Below are 15489 nucleotides of genomic sequence, written 5' to 3' on the forward strand. Positions count from 1 at the left end.
GGCCCCGGGGGGCGGGCCGCTGCGGGCCGCCGGCGAGGCGGCGGGGGCCGCGGCCGGCTCGCGGCCGCCCGGGGGCAGGCCGTCCCTGGCGACCCGTTCGTCGGTGCGTCCGATCAGCCAGTCCCGGCTGGGCACGACCAGGCCGGCCGGGGTGAAGGCGATCCGGCGCAGCTCGGACTGCGGGCCGCTGTCCTTGCGCCACATGCTGGCGACGATGTCCACCGCCTCCTGCGGTGTCTCGGCGAACTCCAGGCCGGCGTAGACCGGGGCGCAGGCGTCGAGCCCGAGGTCCTGGGCGGTGAGCCGGCGCCCGAGGCGGCGGGTGAAGACCTCGGCGATCAGTGCCGGGGTGGCGCCGCGCGGCTGCTGGCCGCGCAGCCAGCGGGTCACGGAGGTCTTGTCGTAGCGCAGGTCCAGGCCGTGTTCCAGGCCGAGTTGGTCGACCCGGCGGGCCAGCCCGGCGTGCGAGAAGCCGGCCTCGTCGATCAGGACGGCCAGCCGGCCGTTCTGCGGGCCGGCGGCGGCCGGCGGCCCCTGTTCGTGCCGGTCGGCGGCGGCCTGGGCCGGGAGCAGCGGGTCGGCGGGCGCGGCCGGATGGTCGGGCAGGGTGGCGGAGGCGGACGGGAGGGCCCGCCCGTCCGGCCCTTCGTGCGGGTCGAGCGGGTCGAGCGGTCCGTACGCCGGGCTGTCTGTTGCAGGCCGTTGGGGCATAGTCAGTCAACACCTCTCGAGCGCCGCTCCGGCACAATCCAGTCCCCCGGTGCCAGGGCGGCGCCCCCTGTCGGGAATCGGCGTGAATGTAGCGAGCATTCGGGCGCTATGTGGGGTTCTGGCCGTGCAATCCTCCGAACGGGTGAAGCAACAGCGTCCGTTGTGTTGAAGCCCGAGCACCCGGAGTTTGCGCTCCGGGCGCTCCCGGCGCGCGAACGGCCCGCGCCTGCCCCATAGGGCGCGCCGCCATATCCGCAGCGGACACTGTGGCGCCGGGAGCCATAGGAGTCGGGCCCGCGAATTCCTACCGTTCTGGCCCATGGACACCACTTCGGACCGGCCCCCCACGGGGGCCCTCAGCGGCCGGACCGCCCTGGTCACGGGCGCGGCCTCGGGAATCGGCCGGGCCTGTGCCGAGGCCCTCGCCGCGGCCGGCGCCCGGGTCTACGTCGTCGACCTGGCCGCCGGGCCGGCCAGGGAACTGGCGGAGCGCATCAACGGCGTGGCGTACGTCGCGGACCTCGCCGACCCGGCCGCGGTGGACGCCCTGCCGGACGACGCCGACATCGTGGTCAACAACGCCGGCCTCCAGCACGTGGCCCCCGTCCACGAGTTCCCGCCGGAGCGGTTCGCCCTGATCCAGCGGGTCATGGTCGAGGCCCCGTTCCGGATCCTGCGCCGCACCCTCCCCCACATGTACGCGCAGGGCTGGGGACGGGTCGTCAACATCTCCTCGGTGCACGGGCTGCGGGCCAGTGCCTTCAAGTCCGCGTACGTCACGGCCAAGCACGGGCTGGAGGGCCTGAGCAAGACGGTCGCGCTGGAGGGCGCCCCCCACGGGGTCACCAGCAACTGCGTGAACCCCGGCTACGTCCGCACCCCGCTCGTGGAGGCCCAGGTCGCGGCGCAGGCCGCCGCCCACGGCATCCCCGAGGAGGAGGTGATCGAGCGGATCATGCTCGACCGCACCGCCGTGAAGCGGCTGATCGAGCCCGACGAGGTCGCGCAGCTCGCCCTGTGGCTCTGCTCCTCGCACGCCTCCTACCTCACCGGCGCCAGCCTGCCGCTGGACGGCGGCTGGACGGCGCACTGACCCTCCCCGCCTCCCCCGGCAGCTCCCCACCCCTCACCACTCAGAGAAGACAGGTGGACCCCATGGCCAGTTCTCCCGACGCTGCGAGAACCAGCTCCCCCCTCTGGAAAGTAGTCGGCGCGAGCCTGATCGGTACCACTATCGAGTGGTATGACTACTTTTTGTACGGTACGGCCGCGGCCCTCGTGTTCGGCAAGGTGTTCTTCCCCAACAGCGACCCGCTGACCGGCACCCTGCTGTCCTTCCTCACCTACGCCATCGGCTTCGCCGCCCGCCCGCTCGGCGCCCTGGTGTTCGGCCACTTCGGGGACCGGATCGGCCGCAAGAAGCTGCTGGTGGTCAGCCTGCTGCTGATGGGCGGCTCCACCACGCTGATCGGGCTGCTCCCGACGTACCACCAGGTCGGCGTGGCGGCGCCGATCATGCTGACCGCGCTGCGGCTGGTCCAGGGCTTCGCGCTCGGCGGCGAGTGGGGCGGCGCGGTGCTGCTGGTCTCCGAGCACGGGGACGCGAAGCGGCGCGGCTTCTGGGCCTCCTGGCCGCAGGGCGGCGCACCCGCCGGCAACCTGCTGGCGGCGGGCGTGCTGTCGCTGCTGACGGCCGTCCAGTCGGACGCCGCGTTCCTCTCCTGGGGCTGGCGGGTGCCGTTCCTGCTGTCCGCGCTGCTGGTGCTGGTCGGTATGTGGATCCGGCTCTCGGTGGACGAGTCGCCGCTGTTCAAGCAGGCCCTGGCGAAGGCCGAGGCCCGCAAGTCCCAGGCTCCCGAGCAGCCGCCGCTGGTGGCCGTGCTGCGCCACCACTGGCGGGAGGTGCTGGTGGCCATGGGCGCCCGGATGGCGGAGAACATCTCGTACTACGTGATGACCACCTTCGTGCTGGCGTACGCCGTCACCCACGTCCACCTGCCCAAGCAGACCGCACTGAACGCCGTACTGGTCGCCTCGGCGATCCAGTTCGCGCTGATCCCGCTGTTCGGCGCGCTCTCCGACCGGGTCGGCCGCAAGCCGGTCTACCTGGTGGGCGCGGTCGGGGTCGGGATCTGGGCGTTCTTCTTCTTCACCATGGTCGACGCGAAGTCCTTCGGCTCGCTGCTGGCGGCGGTCACGGTCGGCCTGTTCTTCCACAGCATGATGTACGCGCCGCAGGCGGCCTTCTTCTCCGAACTGTTCGCCACCCGGATGCGGTACTCGGGCGCGTCGATCGGCGCCCAGTTCGCCTCGGTCGCGGCCGGCGCCCCGGCCCCGCTGATCGCCACCGCCCTCCTCAAGGACTACGGCAGCTCCACCCCGATCTCGGTGTACGTGGCGATCGCCGCGGTGATCACCGTGGTCGCGCTGCTCTGCGCCCGGGAGACCCGCGGCCGCGACCTGGCCGAGGTCGACGCCGCGGCGGACGGCGCCCCGGCCCCCGCCGGCGCCCCGGCCGGCAACCCCGTCACGGCCTGACCGGGCACCGCGCGCACCCGGCCGGCGCCACGGGGCGTACCATCGCGCTTCCGCCCCTGTGGCCAGACTCTGCCGATTGGCGGCTGACCGTGAACGACCCGCTCCCCGGCGCGGCGCCCGCCCTGCGCCGACTGCTCGACCTGCTCGCCTCCGGAGCCGCCACCGAGGACTTCGCCGACGTGCTCGCCGAGGCCCGCCGGCAGGGGGCGCCCGCCGCCGTCCTCACCGAGATCGACGACGCCACCTGGACGGCCCTGCGGGTGCACCGCACGCTGCGCCAGCACCGGCGCCGCGAGGCCGAGCTCACCGCGCTCTTCGACACCGCCGGCGACCTGGCGGCCTCCCGCGACCTGGACGCCGTCCTCCAGGCCATCGTGCGCCGGGCCCGGCTGCTGCTCGGCACCGACACCGCGTACCTGACCCTGCCGGACGAGACGGCCGGCGACACGTACATGCGGGTCACCGACGGCTCGGTCTCCGAGCTCTTCCAGAACCTGCGGCTCAGCCTCGGCGACGGCCTCGGAGGGCTCGTCGCGCAGACCGCCCGCCCCTACGCGACACCGGACTACCGCACCGACGCCCGGTTCCACCACACCGGCCACATCGACGCCGGGGTGCTGGACGAGGGCCTGATCGCGATCATCGGCGTGCCGCTGCTGCTCGGCGGCGGCCAGGTGATCGGCGTGCTGTTCGCCGCCGACCGGACACCGCGGGCCTTCTCCCCGGACGAGGTCGCACTGCTCTGCTCGCTCGCGGCGCACGCCGCGATCGCGCTGGACACCGCCAAGGCACTGGCCGACACCCGGGCCGCGCTGGACGGGCTGAACAGCGCCAACGCGGTGATCCGCGCCCACTCCGCCGCCGTCCAGCGCGCCGAGAAGGCTCACGACCGGCTCACCGACCTGGTCCTGCGCGGCGCCGAGGTCCCGGACGTGGCGGCCGAGGTGGCCGCGCTGCTGGGCGGCGAGATCGCCGTCCACGACGCCGAGGGGAACACCCTGAGCGGCCCGGCCGCCGGGCCCCAGGGGCTCACCGAGGCCGTCGCCGCCTCCCGCGCCGAGGGACGCGCGGTACGGCGCGGTGACGCCTGGGTCTGCGTGGTGCTGGCCGGGCAGGAACCGCTCGGCAGCCTGGTGCTGCACGGCCGGCCCGGCCTGGACGACGCCGACCGGCGGCTGTTCGAGCGGGCCGGCGTGGTGACCGCGCTGCTCCTGCTCCTGCGCCGCTCGGTCGCCGAGACCGAGAACCGGGTCCGCGGCGAACTGCTCGCCGACCTGCTGACCGCCCCCGACCGCGACCCGGCCGGCCTGGTCGCGCGCGGGCGCCGGCTCGGCGTGGACCTCGGCCGCCCGCACCTGGTCCTGGTCGCCGAGGCCGCCGACCCGGCCGGCCGGGGCCGGCTCGCGGGCGCCGCCGGCCGCTACCTGTTCGGCTCCCGCGGGGTGAGCGCCGAGCACGGCGAGAGCGTGGTGCTGCTGCTGCCCGACGACGGCTCCGCGACCCCGGGCGAGGCCGCCGAACAGGCCGCCGACCGCCTCGCCCGGCTCACCGGCCTCCCCGTGACGGTCGGCGCCGGGCGCTCCGCCGCCGGACCGCTCGCCCTGGCCGCGGCGCACGCCGAGGGCCTGCGCTGCGTCCGGGCCCTACGGGTGCTCGGCCGGGGCGGGGACGGCGCCTCGGCCGAGGCGCTGGGCTTCCTCGGCGTCCTGCTCGGCGACGGCCACCACGTGGACGGCTTCGTCGGCACGACGCTCGGCCCGCTGCTCGACTACGACGCCCGGCGCGGCACCGAGCTCGTCCGCACCCTGCGGGCGTACTTCGACTGCGGCGGCAGCCTGACCAGGGCGAAGGACGAACTGCACGTCCACGTGAACACCGTCGTCCAGCGCCTGGACCGGGTCGAGGCCCTGCTCGGCCGGGACTGGAGCCACCCCGAGCGCTCGCTCGAACTCCAGCTGGCGCTGCGCCTGCAGCTGCTCTCGGACACCTGAACGACTCTCCGCCGGTCGGGCGTACAGTGGCGAGGTTGGTCTCTCACGCCTGGGCAAGGAGCAGCGGTGAGCGAGAACGTACGGTTCGTACGCATGGGCACCGGCGAAGGGTCGGTGCCGTACCAGGAGGCCTGGGAGGAGCAGCAGCGCCTGCACGCCCTCCGGGTCGCCGACGAGATCCCCGACACCGTGCTGCTGCTGGAGCACCCGCCGGTCTACACCGCGGGCCGCCGCACCAACCCCGAGGACCGGCCGCTGGACGGCACCCCCGTGGTCGAGGTGAACCGGGGCGGCGAGATCACCTGGCACGGACCCGGCCAGCTGATCGGCTACCCGATCGTGAAGCTGCCGGAACCGATGGACGTCGTCGCGTACGTCCGCCGGCTGGAGGAGGCGCTGATCCGCGCCTGCGGCGAGTTCGGGGTGGAGACCACCCGGATCGAGGGCCGCAGCGGGGTGTGGGTCCTGGGCCGGAGCATCCCCGGCGCCGTGGTGGACCCCGCCCAGGTGCTCGACATCGGCAGCCTCACCCTGCGGATGGGCCTGCCGCTGGGCATCGACCCCCGGCTCGCCGGACCGGAGTACGCGCCGTCCAACGCCGGCCAGCGCGGCGACGACCGCAAGCTGGCCGCGATCGGCGTGCGGGTCGCGCGGGGCGTGACGATGCACGGGTTCGCGCTGAACTGCGACCCGGACATGACCTGGTTCGACCGGATCGTGCCCTGCGGCATCCGGGACGCCGGCGTCGCCTCGGTCTCCACCGAACTGGGGCGGACGTTCCCGGTCGGCGAGGCCCTGCCGGTGGTGCAGAAGCACCTCGCGGCGGTCTTCGCCGAGCTGGCCGAACCCGCCCTGGCCCGATAGCCGCTCCGACTACCGACCGGTAGCGGAATCCCAAGGGGGCGACGGATGTTGCCCGACAGGCGGTAACCCTGCGATTACCGGGGCCCGGCCCGTCCAGAGCCGTACAAGCACAGGCGTACCCTGGGGGTACCCCGTCTAGTTCTTAGGAGTCGCACGTGTCCGCTGTCGCACCCGACGGCAGGAAGCTGCTGCGCCTGGAGGTCCGCAACAGCGAGACCCCCATCGAGCGGAAGCCCGAGTGGATCAAGACCCGCGCGAAGATGGGCCCCGAGTACACCGCCCTCCAGTCGCTGGTGAAGAAGGAGGGGCTGCACACCGTCTGCCAGGAGGCCGGCTGCCCCAACATCTTCGAGTGCTGGGAGGACCGCGAGGCCACCTTCCTCATCGGCGGTGACCAGTGCACCCGCCGCTGCGACTTCTGCCAGATCGACACCGGCAAGCCCGCCGACTTCGACCGGGACGAGCCGCGCCGCGTCGCCGAGTCCATCGTCACGATGGACCTCAACTACGCCACCATCACCGGTGTCGCCCGCGACGACCTGCCCGACGGCGGCGCCTGGCTGTACGCCGAGACGGTGCGCCAGGTGCACGCGCAGACCGCCGGCCGCGAGGGCGGCCGCACCGGCGTCGAGTTGCTGATCCCCGACTTCAACGCGGTGCCCGAGCAGCTGGCCGAGGTCTTCTCGTCCCGCCCCCAGGTGTTGGCGCACAACGTCGAGACGGTGCCGCGGATCTTCAAGCGGATCCGCCCGGCGTTCCGCTACGAGCGGTCGCTGGACGTCATCACCCAGGCGCGGGCCGCCGGGCTGGTCACCAAGTCCAACCTGATCCTCGGCATGGGCGAGACCCGCGAGGAGGTCAGCCAGGCCCTGGCCGACCTGGTGGGCGCCGGCTGCGAGCTGATCACCATCACCCAGTACCTGCGCCCCTCGCTGCGCCACCACCCGGTCGAGCGCTGGGTGAAGCCGCACGAGTTCGTGGAGCTCCAGCAGGAGGCCGAGGAGCTCGGCTTCGCGGGCGTGCTCTCCGGTCCGCTGGTGCGGTCCTCCTACCGGGCCGGGCGGCTGTACCGCCAGGCGCTGGAGCACCGCGAGAAGGCCGCGGTCTGACAGCTGTACGCGTGACGGGAGGGGCGGGGCCGCGGCCCCGCCCCTCCCGTCGTGACCGGGGGCACCAACCTGTTGCGCCAAAGGGGCGTCCGGGCTTCATCAGGCTTTGACGACCTGGTCACCGGCTGGTAACACCATGTGGTGACCATCAAACAGTCAGGACCTTCTCAGGACCTTCTCGGCACCGAGGGGAGCTGTTCGGCATGCAGGTAGGAATCCGATCGGTCGGCGGCAGCGCGCTGCGCCTGGCCGAGAGCGTGCTGCTCGCGGGCGGCCAGCGCCAGGCCCGCCAGAACGCCTGGGCGGCGGTGTGCGAGAACCGGCGACACGCCGCCGACCGGACCGGCGCCACGGCCCCGCCGCGCCCCGCGCCGGAGGCCGCGCAGCGCTGAGTCCGGCGCCCCTGCGGCCCTGGTCACGGCCGTCACGGATCACGGTTCGAGCCCAACCGGGACCGCCCTTGGATATCCCGGACCACCGGCACGTACCATGAGCCTTATGGCGAGGGAAACATCCGAAAGCTCCGGACGGCTCAAGCAGATCCGTCAGGCGTACCAAATGACCAAGAAGGTCGACACCAAGATCGGCCTGATCATCGCCGGCGTCGGCCTGCTGACCTTCGGCGTGTTCCTCGCCATTGGCTTTGCGATCGACCACCCGGTCTACCTGGGCATCCTGGGCTTCATCCTGGGCTTCCTGGCCATGGCGGTCGTCTTCGGCCGCCGGGCCGAGCGCGCGGCCTTCGGGCAGATGGAGGGCCAGCCGGGCGCCGTGGCGGCCGTGCTGAACAACATCAAGCGCGGCTGGAACGCCAACCCGACCCCGGTCGCGGTCACCAGGAACCAGGACGCGGTCTACCGGGCCGTCGGCCGTCCCGGCATCGCGCTGATCGGCGAGGGCAACCCGAACCGGGTGCGTCCGCTGCTGGCCGCCGAGAAGAAGAAGATGGCGCGGGTCGTCGGCGACATCCCGGTCCACGACATCGTGGTGGGCAACGGGGAGGGTGAGATCCCGCTGAAGAAGCTGCAGGTCCACCTGATGCGGCTGCCGCGGTCCATCACCCCGGCCAAGGTCACCGAGACCAACGACCGGCTGCGCGCGCTGGGCGACCTGCTCTCCAAGGCGCCGATCCCCAAGGGCCCGATGCCCAAGGGCGCACGGATGCCCAAGGGCGGCCAGGTCCGCTGACCGGTCCCACCCGAATCGAAACGACACGGCCCCGCCGCGGACACTCCGCGGCGGGGCCGTTTGACGTTCCCGCTCCGGCGAGGTCACTCGGACCATCGACTCAGATCCGGACTCGGCTCAGATCCGGACCTCGACCGTGCCGACGGCCTTGTCGTGCAGGCCCCGGGTGTCCCGGTCCCAGACCAGTGCCGGCACCACTAGGAAGAGCAGCAGCGTGCGCAGCAGCACCTGCGGGATGGTGGCGCGGCCGCCGTCCAGCCGGACCACCCGCAGGCCGAACAGGCGCTTGCCGACGGTCGTCCCGGTGGTGGCCAGCAGCAGGACCGTCACGACGAAGAGGACGGGGGTCGTCCAGAGATTGGCCTCCGCCTGGTCGCCGCGGGCGAGCAGGCCGTACGCGACCAGGGCCACCAGCCAGCCGTCGACGCACAGCGCGCCCATCCGGCGGGCCGGGCCGGCCACCGAGCCGGCGCCGTCCTTCGGCAGGCCGAGGCGCTCGCCGCGGTGGCCGAAATCGGCGCCCATCTTCTCGGCGGCAGCCTTCGGGCCGTCGATCCACGATCCCAACGCTTCTCTGGTGTCCACGAATCCACATTAACCGGGCGCCCCGTCCGGCCCGCCACCGCCTCCCCCGGAGGGTGAAACGCACCTTTTCCGGTTGCCGCAAGTGGTCCAGACCACTTCTGCCGCACTCCCCTTACCGGTGCAGCGTTTTGCCCGGAAGCGTCCGCCTTTGCCGCCCACTGGACAGGGGCGGTTAACATTCAGGAAACGGATGAGTCACCGACCGGAAACGGGCCATTCCTAGGGTTGAGCCCCGATCCGCACGCTGATGGAGGATGGATGTTCAACAACGCCGCCGAGGTCAAGCAGTACATCGCGGACAACGATGTGAAGTTCATCGACGTCCGGTTCTGCGACCTGCCGGGCGTCATGCAGCACTTCGCGGTGCCTGCGGCGACCTTCGACCCGTCCGAGACCCTGATGTTCGACGGCTCGTCGATCCGCGGGTTCCAGGCCATCCACGAGTCGGACATGGCACTCGTCCCCGACCTTGCGACGGCCCGCCTGGACCCGTTCCGCAAGGAGAAGCACCTCAACATCAACTTCTTCATCCAGGACCCGATCACCGGCGAGGCCTACAGCCGCGACCCGCGCAACGTCGCCAAGAAGGCCGAGGCCTACCTCGCCTCCTCCGGCATCGCCGACACCGCGTACTTCGGGCCCGAGGCCGAGTTCTACGTCTTCGACTCGGTGCGCTTCGACACCAGCGCCAACGCCTCCTACTACCACATCGACTCCGAGGCCGGCGCCTGGAACAGCGGCTCCGCCGAGGGCGACGCCCGCGGCTACAAGGTCAAGTACAAGGGCGGCTACTTCCCCATCCCGCCGGTCGACCACTTCGCCGACCTGCGCGCCGAGATGTCGCTGGAACTCGCCGCCGCCGGGCTGGAGGTCGAGCGCCAGCACCACGAGGTCGGCACGGCCGGACAGGCCGAGATCAACTACAAGTTCAACACGCTGCTGCACGCCGCCGACGACCTGATGCTGTTCAAGTACATCATCAAGAACGTCGCCTGGCGCAACGGCAAGACGGCCACCTTCATGCCCAAGCCGATCTTCGGCGACAACGGCTCGGGCATGCACGTCCACCAGTCCCTGTGGACCTCGGGCTCCCCGCTCTTCTACGACGAGCAGGGCTACGCCGGCCTCTCCGACACCGCGCGCTACTACATCGGCGGCCTGCTCAAGCACGCCCCGTCGCTGCTCGCCTTCACCAACCCCTCGGTGAACTCCTTCCACCGCCTCGTCCCCGGCTTCGAGGCGCCGGTCAACCTGGTGTACTCGCAGCGCAACCGCTCGGCCGCGATCCGCATCCCGATCACCGGCTCCAACGCCAAGGCCAAGCGCATCGAGTTCCGCGCCCCCGACCCGGCCTCCAACCCCTACCTCGCCTTCGCGGCGATGCTGATGGCCGGCCTCGATGGCATCAAGAACAAGATCGAGCCGCTGGAGCCCGTCGACAAGGACCTCTACGAGCTCGCCCCCGACGAGCACGCCTCCGTCCCCCAGGTCCCGGCCTCCCTGCCGGCCGTCCTGGAGGCCCTGGAAGCCGACCACGAGTACCTGCTCGCCGGCGGCGTCTTCACGCCCGACCTCATCGAGACCTGGATCGACTACAAGCGCACCAACGAGATCGCCCCGATCGCCCTGCGCCCGCACCCGCACGAGTTCGAGCTCTACTACGACCTCTGAGATCTCGTACGCCTTCTGAGTGTGCCCTCTGAGCTCTCGGGCGGACCGGGGAAGCCGCGGCCCTTCGGGATCGCCTGCCCGAGATCGTCCCTGACCAGTGGTCATCGGCCCGCCGGATTTCTCTGCGGAGAATGACGGCGGGCCGCTCCTTCGGCCGGGTCGGCACCGGGGGACCCCCGGCGCCGGTTACCACGGGTCGGGCAGGCCCGCTCCCGTGGTGATCAGGCTGCGCAGGCTGGCGTTGACGTAGTGCAGCCAGGCCGTGGAGCACGCGCCGAAGCACTCGACGTCCGGGACCAGGCCGACGTGGGTGAAGTGCAGTTCGGTGCCGCCGGCTGCGGGGGTGATGTCGAACACGATCTCGGTCCCGGTCCACTCGCCCGGCTCGGCGGCGAAGGACAGGTGGCTGTCGGTGACCTGCCAGACCACGCGGCGGCCCGGTTCGAGCTCGACCACGCGCTGGAGGCTGTAGTGCTGCGGGGGGTGCCGGTAGGTGAACTCGGCGCCCAGTTCGTCGGCGCGGCCCTCGACCTGCCCCGTCCACCAGGCGCCGACGTTCAGGACGGCGTCGAAGACCTCAGCCGGGGACTGCCCGACCGTGTACGAGGTGGTGTAGCCGTGCTCGGTGCGCGCCGCGCCCGTCGCGCCTACCGTGGTGACGGGACCTGCGACGCCCGGTCCGGGGCCGGCCGGTGATGGTGTCGTCATGGGGTATCGGATCCTTGTCTCTTGATGTCCAGTGACCGAGGGGTCGAGGGGTCGAGTGACCGAGGGATGCAGCGCCGGGCGCCGACAGGACGGCGGCGGCGCGTGCATGGGTACGTCAGCCCTGCTTGCTGCGCTCGATCCGCTCGGCGATCCGCTTGATCCGCTGCAGCCGGGCGTCCCAGGTCGCGCCGACCGCGGACAGCTGGGCGACCGCGCGGGCGAGCTGGGCCTCGTCCACCTGGTAGTGGCGCGCGCGCCCCGCCGACGTCCCGTGCACCAGGCCGACGCGGTCCAGCACACCGAGGTGCTTGGCGACCGCCTGCCGGGTGACGGGCAGCCGCTCGCTGAGCGTGGTCGCCGTGCCGCCGCCGTCGGCGAGCAGCAGGTCGAGCATCCGGCGGCGGGTCGGGTCGCCGACCGCGGACCAGAGGTCATCGTCGATGACCGTGCTCATGACCGCGCGCCCAGCCGGTCGGCGCACGCGACGAGGCGCGGGAGGAAGTGGTCCCAGCCGCGGACGTGGTCGAAGTAGGCCTCCTCCAGCACCGCAGCCTCCCAGCCGCGCTCGCGGAAGCCGGTCTCCTTGAAACGCAGCAGCGTGCCGCCGCCGGACCGGACGAGGTCGAAGGTCACCAGGAACGAGTTCGCCCCGGTGGCCGGGGCCTCGTCGTACACCCAGCGGAACGCGAACCGGCGGGGCGGATCGGCCTCCAGGACGGTGAGCGGCTCGACCTTCGCGTCGGGTGCCGCCGGGTCACCGAAGGTGACCGTACCGGTGCCGCCGGGGACCGGGTCGAACTCGGCGTCGTCGGGCCACCACTCGCGCAGATGCTCGGGAGAGCTGATCACCTCGTAGACCACCTCGGGGGCGGCGTCGATGCTGAGCTCCCGCTCGATGCTTCCGTACTCCATGTGACTCTCCCGACCTCGACGCAACCAACGGTTGCACTTCAGGGTATCCGGCACGCACCACCGATGCAACCTTTGGTTGCGCAATTGGCGCGGACGGCCCCACCGGCAACCCTCTCCCCCGGGGTGCGAGTTGCCCCGAAGGACGAGGCCTGCGCCATCTGCGGCCACTGCGGCAGAGCTCGGAATGGGTACGGACATTCGACTCCGGATTGCCTGTTCCTACTGGTCGCCGCCGGTACCCCCGCGCACGGGTGGCCCTGGGCACTGCCCGTTGACACGTCCGGGCGGAATTTCCCCGACCGGCCGTCAGCGTGTCGGGCCCGGCGCCATGATGGGGGCTGTGCTGACGAAGGAGATCGCCGCCGGACTGACCCAGTGGGCCCGGCGTTTGGACGACGCACAGCGGCGTGCCCGCACCGGGAGCAACCCCGACCGTGTCCGGTACGCGGCCCAGTGCCGCCGCGACGCCTTCAAGTACCTGGTCATGGCCTGCGGGTCGCTGAAGGCCTGGCCGGTGACCGCGCAGGTCGGGCCGGAGGCCGTCCGGGCCGCGCACGACATCCTGCTCGCGGCGGACGGCCCGGAGATCCGCAAGGTCCTGCCGCTGGTCACCTTCGCGGCCGAGCGCCACCGGATCCCCATCCTGCACCTGGCCGAGGCGATCGACGCGCTCTGCGTCGCCGAGAGGCGGCCGCAGGTGTACGGCACGGTCGCCGACCATCCGGTCGCCGACGAGGCCAAGGTCCGCGCCAAGCGCGAGGCGCTGGGCCTGCCGTCACCGACCACCGAGGCGGCCGTACTGCGGACCAGGCTCGCCCGGCCCGCCGAGGAGATCCCGGCCGGGCCGGAACTGTGCGACGGCCTGGACGTACTGGACGGCCTGCTCAAGGAGCTGCCCCCGGTGCGGCAGCTGCCGCGCACCGTCCGCCGCAGGATCGGCCCGGACGAGGACTGGGCGTGTGCCTACTGCGGGGGCGCGGCGAGCCCCGGTTCGGCGGAGATCGAGGTCCGGCGGAGGATCTGGCGGGTCTGCCGGGTCTGCGCCGGCTGCCCGGACACCCCGCAGGCCCGGCTGCTGGACGTGCTGCTGACCAAGGGCGGCGTGCCGGAGGCGACCGCCCGGGCCACCGCCGAACTCGGCCGCCGCGAGGGGTGGCGGCTCCCGCTGCGGTACGAGGAACCCAGGGTCCGGCCCGACCGCCGGCCGCAGCCCCGCTGGGCCCACATCCCGGTCTCGGCCGTCGGCAAGCTGGTCAGCTTCGCCGAGGAGCACCGCCCGGACCCGGCATCCGACCCGGCGCCCGTCCCGGCGTCCTCCCGGCCCGCCGACCGCGCGTACCCCGGCATGCTCGTCTCCCCCAAGGCCGCGGCGCTGCTCGCGCTGGCTCCCGAGCTGGCGCTGTCTGCCAAGGAGGTCGGCCGGGCCCTGCAGCTCGCTCCGCCGACGCTGACGGGCAGGGGGCTGGTGGTGGCCACGGTGGGCGAGCTGCGGGCCGTCTTCGAGTCCCCGCCCGAGTGGCTGCTCGCCTACCATCACCGGCTGATCGGCCAGCGGACGGCGAACCGGGCCCGGCAGCTCGGCGGCGTCCATCGGGTCCCTGCCCCGGCCGCTGCCCCGGGCGCCGCACCAGCCGCCTCACCGGCCAACGCCCCGACGGCCGCCGCCACCGTGCCGGCGCAGGCAGCCAGGAGGCGGACGGGGCCGGCGGAGCCCGTCCTCGGGCCGCCGCACCCGGAGATGCTGCTGTCCGGCCGGGCCGAGCAGGTACTGGCCCGGCCGCCGGACACCGAGCTGGCCGCGAACATCGTGTCGAAGGCGCTCCAGACCGCCCACGCGACGATCGTCAAGCAGCGGCTGAAGGTGACCACGGTCGCCGAACTGATCGCGGTCTTCCACCGGCCACCCGAATGGCTGCTCGACTTCCACCGCAAGCTCGCGGCCGAGCGGGCGGCGAACCTGCTCCGCCAGGGCGGCGTGCTGTAGCGAGCCCATCCAACCCCGGGCAGCCAGGGCCCCGGGCTCTCAGGCCGGGGAGGGGGTGAGGGCGAGCACCGCGAGGTCGTCGGAGAGCAGGCCCGCATAGGAGCGGACGTCCTGGTCGAGGTAGGAGACCACGCCCTCGGGGCAGGTGGTGCCCAGCGCGCCGAGGCGGCCGGCCAGCGGATAGAAGGCGCCGGAGGCGTCGCGGGCCTCGCTGACCCCGTCGGTGTGCAGGAGCAGGGTGTGACCGGCGGGCAGGCCGAGACGGGTGAGGCGCGGCCGGCTGCCGGCCGGGCCCAGGTGGCCCAGGCCGAGCGGCAGTTCGTCCGGGCAGAGCACGGAGGTGACGTCGGTACCGGAGAGCAGCAGCGGGGCGAGGTGGCCCCGGTTGACGATCTCGACGCGGCCGGATCCCGGGGTGTGCTGGATCATGACGGCCGTGACGAACAGCTCGTCGTCCTCACGGTCCGCGGCCTCGCGCATGACGGTGCGGTCGAGCTGTTCGGCGAGTTCGGCCAGGTCGGCGGTGTCGTGGGCGGCGGCGCGGAACGCTCCGAGGACCTCGGCCACCGTGCGAACGGCCTCCAGCCCCTTGCCCCGGACGTCCCCGAGCAGGATCCGCGCACCGAATCGGGTGTCGCAGACCGCGTACAGGTCGCCGCCGATCGCCGACTCGGTCTGGGCCGCGCGGTACAGGCCCGCCACCCGCAGGCCGCCGACCTGGTCCGGCACCGGGCGCAGCACCGTCCGCTGCAGGGTCTCGACGACGGTGAGGGCGCGGTTCAGGTTGCCCTCCTGTCGCACGCGCTGCCAGGACAGGGCGGCGCCCATCACCCCGGAGAGCACGGTGGCGACGTAGATCCAGATGTGGTGCTGCTCGTCGAGGTGGCCGGCCCGGCCGGCGAGCGCCAGCTGCAGGCCGATGGCGCCGGCGGTCGACAGCAGGGCGACGCCCGGGCCGTAGCTGAACGCGACCAGCACCGGCAGCGCGGTGAGCAGGAACCCGGCCGCGACCGCACCCGGGAAGGCCGCTTCCGCCGCCAGGTCCAGGAGGACCAGCAGGACGGGCAGCCAGGCCACCCAGCGCGGGACGTCCGGCCTGGGGACGAAGGCCTGGCGCAGCGACCGGTTCGCGGTGGGCACGGCTGGGACCTCCTCGGCGGAACGACGCGGGACGGGCACGGGACGGACACGGGCCCAGGACGGACGCGGGCCCAGGACGGGCACGGGC

14 protein-coding genes and 1 pseudogene are annotated in these 15489 nt (G+C 72.9%); 9 read left to right on the top strand and 6 right to left on the bottom strand.

Translation table 11 applies throughout. The features are described 5' to 3' along the window. Nucleotides 1–711: pseudogene (locus ACFUK0_RS28325) on the bottom strand (hypothetical protein); the annotation flags it as partial. 319 nt (nucleotides 712–1030) lie between these two features. On the opposite strand from ACFUK0_RS28325, the gene ACFUK0_RS28330 reads away from it, so the two are divergent. From ACFUK0_RS28330 to ACFUK0_RS28360, 7 genes are all read left to right on the top strand, one after another. Further along, nucleotides 1031–1804 (top strand): 3-hydroxybutyrate dehydrogenase, encoded by a 774-nt coding sequence (locus ACFUK0_RS28330; RefSeq protein ID WP_380255120.1) that lies wholly within the window; start codon nucleotides 1031–1033, stop codon nucleotides 1802–1804. Between the two features lie 62 nt (nucleotides 1805–1866). After that, nucleotides 1867–3249, top strand: coding sequence for an MFS transporter (locus ACFUK0_RS28335; protein ID WP_380255122.1), 1383 nt, complete (start codon nucleotides 1867–1869; stop codon nucleotides 3247–3249). Between the two features lie 89 nt (nucleotides 3250–3338). Next, nucleotides 3339–5240, top strand: coding sequence for a helix-turn-helix domain-containing protein (locus tag ACFUK0_RS28340; RefSeq protein WP_380255124.1), 1902 nt, complete (start codon nucleotides 3339–3341; stop codon nucleotides 5238–5240). Between the two features lie 93 nt (nucleotides 5241–5333). Then, nucleotides 5334–6104, top strand: coding sequence for a lipoyl(octanoyl) transferase LipB (gene lipB / locus ACFUK0_RS28345; protein ID WP_380255183.1), 771 nt, complete (start codon nucleotides 5334–5336; stop codon nucleotides 6102–6104). A 155-nt stretch (nucleotides 6105–6259) separates the two neighbouring features. After that, entirely contained in the window at nucleotides 6260–7213 is a 954-nt protein-coding gene (locus tag ACFUK0_RS28350) for a lipoyl synthase (protein WP_380255126.1), read from the top strand. Nucleotides 7214–7416: 203 nt separating this feature from the next. Further along, nucleotides 7417–7605, top strand: coding sequence for a hypothetical protein (locus ACFUK0_RS28355; protein ID WP_380255128.1), 189 nt, complete (start codon nucleotides 7417–7419; stop codon nucleotides 7603–7605). A gap of 97 nt (nucleotides 7606–7702) precedes the next feature. Beyond that, nucleotides 7703–8401, top strand: coding sequence for a DUF4191 domain-containing protein (locus ACFUK0_RS28360; protein ID WP_380255130.1), 699 nt, complete (start codon nucleotides 7703–7705; stop codon nucleotides 8399–8401). A gap of 117 nt (nucleotides 8402–8518) precedes the next feature. On the opposite strand, the gene ACFUK0_RS28365 is transcribed toward ACFUK0_RS28360, so the two are convergent. Next, nucleotides 8519–8986 (bottom strand): RDD family protein, encoded by a 468-nt coding sequence (locus ACFUK0_RS28365; RefSeq protein WP_380255132.1) that lies wholly within the window; start codon nucleotides 8984–8986, stop codon nucleotides 8519–8521. Between the two features lie 258 nt (nucleotides 8987–9244). On the opposite strand from ACFUK0_RS28365, the gene glnA reads away from it, so the two are divergent. After that, nucleotides 9245–10657, top strand: a complete 1413-nt coding sequence (gene glnA / locus ACFUK0_RS28370; protein ID WP_380255134.1) for a type I glutamate--ammonia ligase — start codon at nucleotides 9245–9247, stop codon at nucleotides 10655–10657. Nucleotides 10658–10843: 186 nt separating this feature from the next. Here the strand turns inward: glnA and ACFUK0_RS28375 are convergent, their stop codons facing one another. The 3 genes from ACFUK0_RS28375 to ACFUK0_RS28385 all read right to left on the bottom strand — a co-directional run bounded on the left by ACFUK0_RS28375 (nucleotide 10844) and on the right by ACFUK0_RS28385 (nucleotide 12277). Further along, nucleotides 10844–11365 carry an SRPBCC domain-containing protein gene (locus ACFUK0_RS28375; RefSeq protein ID WP_380255136.1) on the bottom strand — a complete coding sequence of 174 codons (522 nt, stop codon included), beginning with the start codon at nucleotides 11363–11365 and terminating at the stop codon, nucleotides 10844–10846. Nucleotides 11366–11480: 115 nt separating this feature from the next. Beyond that, complete coding sequence (locus ACFUK0_RS28380) at nucleotides 11481–11819, bottom strand: ArsR/SmtB family transcription factor (protein ID WP_380255138.1); 339 nt, start codon at nucleotides 11817–11819, stop codon at nucleotides 11481–11483. After that, nucleotides 11816–12277, bottom strand: coding sequence for an SRPBCC domain-containing protein (locus ACFUK0_RS28385; RefSeq protein ID WP_380255140.1), 462 nt, complete (start codon nucleotides 12275–12277; stop codon nucleotides 11816–11818). Before ACFUK0_RS28385 ends, ACFUK0_RS28380 begins: the two co-directional genes overlap by 4 nt. Before the next feature lie 340 nt (nucleotides 12278–12617). Here ACFUK0_RS28385 and ACFUK0_RS28390 point away from each other — a divergent pair, with 340 nt between their 5' ends. Beyond that, a complete protein-coding gene (locus ACFUK0_RS28390; protein ID WP_380255142.1) occupies nucleotides 12618–14261 on the top strand; it encodes a hypothetical protein in 1644 nt (547 codons plus the stop codon). Nucleotides 14262–14300: 39 nt separating this feature from the next. Here the strand turns inward: ACFUK0_RS28390 and ACFUK0_RS28395 are convergent, their stop codons facing one another. Beyond that, nucleotides 14301–15401, bottom strand: coding sequence for a PP2C family protein-serine/threonine phosphatase (locus tag ACFUK0_RS28395; protein ID WP_380255144.1), 1101 nt, complete (start codon nucleotides 15399–15401; stop codon nucleotides 14301–14303). Nucleotides 15402–15489: the final 88 nt, after the last annotated feature.

Source organism: Kitasatospora sp. NPDC057223, from assembly GCF_042669755.1.
GTDB lineage: Bacteria > Actinomycetota > Actinomycetes > Streptomycetales > Streptomycetaceae > Kitasatospora.

Excerpts from the sequence above, each read along its gene's own strand:
- glnA (WP_380255134.1), top strand. The coding sequence starts at position 9,245 with ATGTTCAACAACGCCGCCGAGGTCAAGCAGTACATCGCGGACAACGAT.
- ACFUK0_RS28385 (WP_380255140.1), bottom strand. The coding sequence starts at position 12,277 with ATGGAGTACGGAAGCATCGAGCGGGAGCTCAGCATCGACGCCGCCCCC.
- ACFUK0_RS28360 (WP_380255130.1), top strand. The coding sequence starts at position 7,703 with ATGAGCCTTATGGCGAGGGAAACATCCGAAAGCTCCGGACGGCTCAAG.
- lipB (WP_380255183.1), top strand. The coding sequence starts at position 5,334 with ATGGGCACCGGCGAAGGGTCGGTGCCGTACCAGGAGGCCTGGGAGGAG.
- ACFUK0_RS28375 (WP_380255136.1), bottom strand. The coding sequence starts at position 11,365 with ATGACGACACCATCACCGGCCGGCCCCGGACCGGGCGTCGCAGGTCCC.
- ACFUK0_RS28355 (WP_380255128.1), top strand. The coding sequence starts at position 7,417 with ATGCAGGTAGGAATCCGATCGGTCGGCGGCAGCGCGCTGCGCCTGGCC.
- ACFUK0_RS28330 (WP_380255120.1), top strand. The coding sequence starts at position 1,031 with ATGGACACCACTTCGGACCGGCCCCCCACGGGGGCCCTCAGCGGCCGG.
- ACFUK0_RS28335 (WP_380255122.1), top strand. The coding sequence starts at position 1,867 with ATGGCCAGTTCTCCCGACGCTGCGAGAACCAGCTCCCCCCTCTGGAAA.
- ACFUK0_RS28380 (WP_380255138.1), bottom strand. The coding sequence starts at position 11,819 with ATGAGCACGGTCATCGACGATGACCTCTGGTCCGCGGTCGGCGACCCG.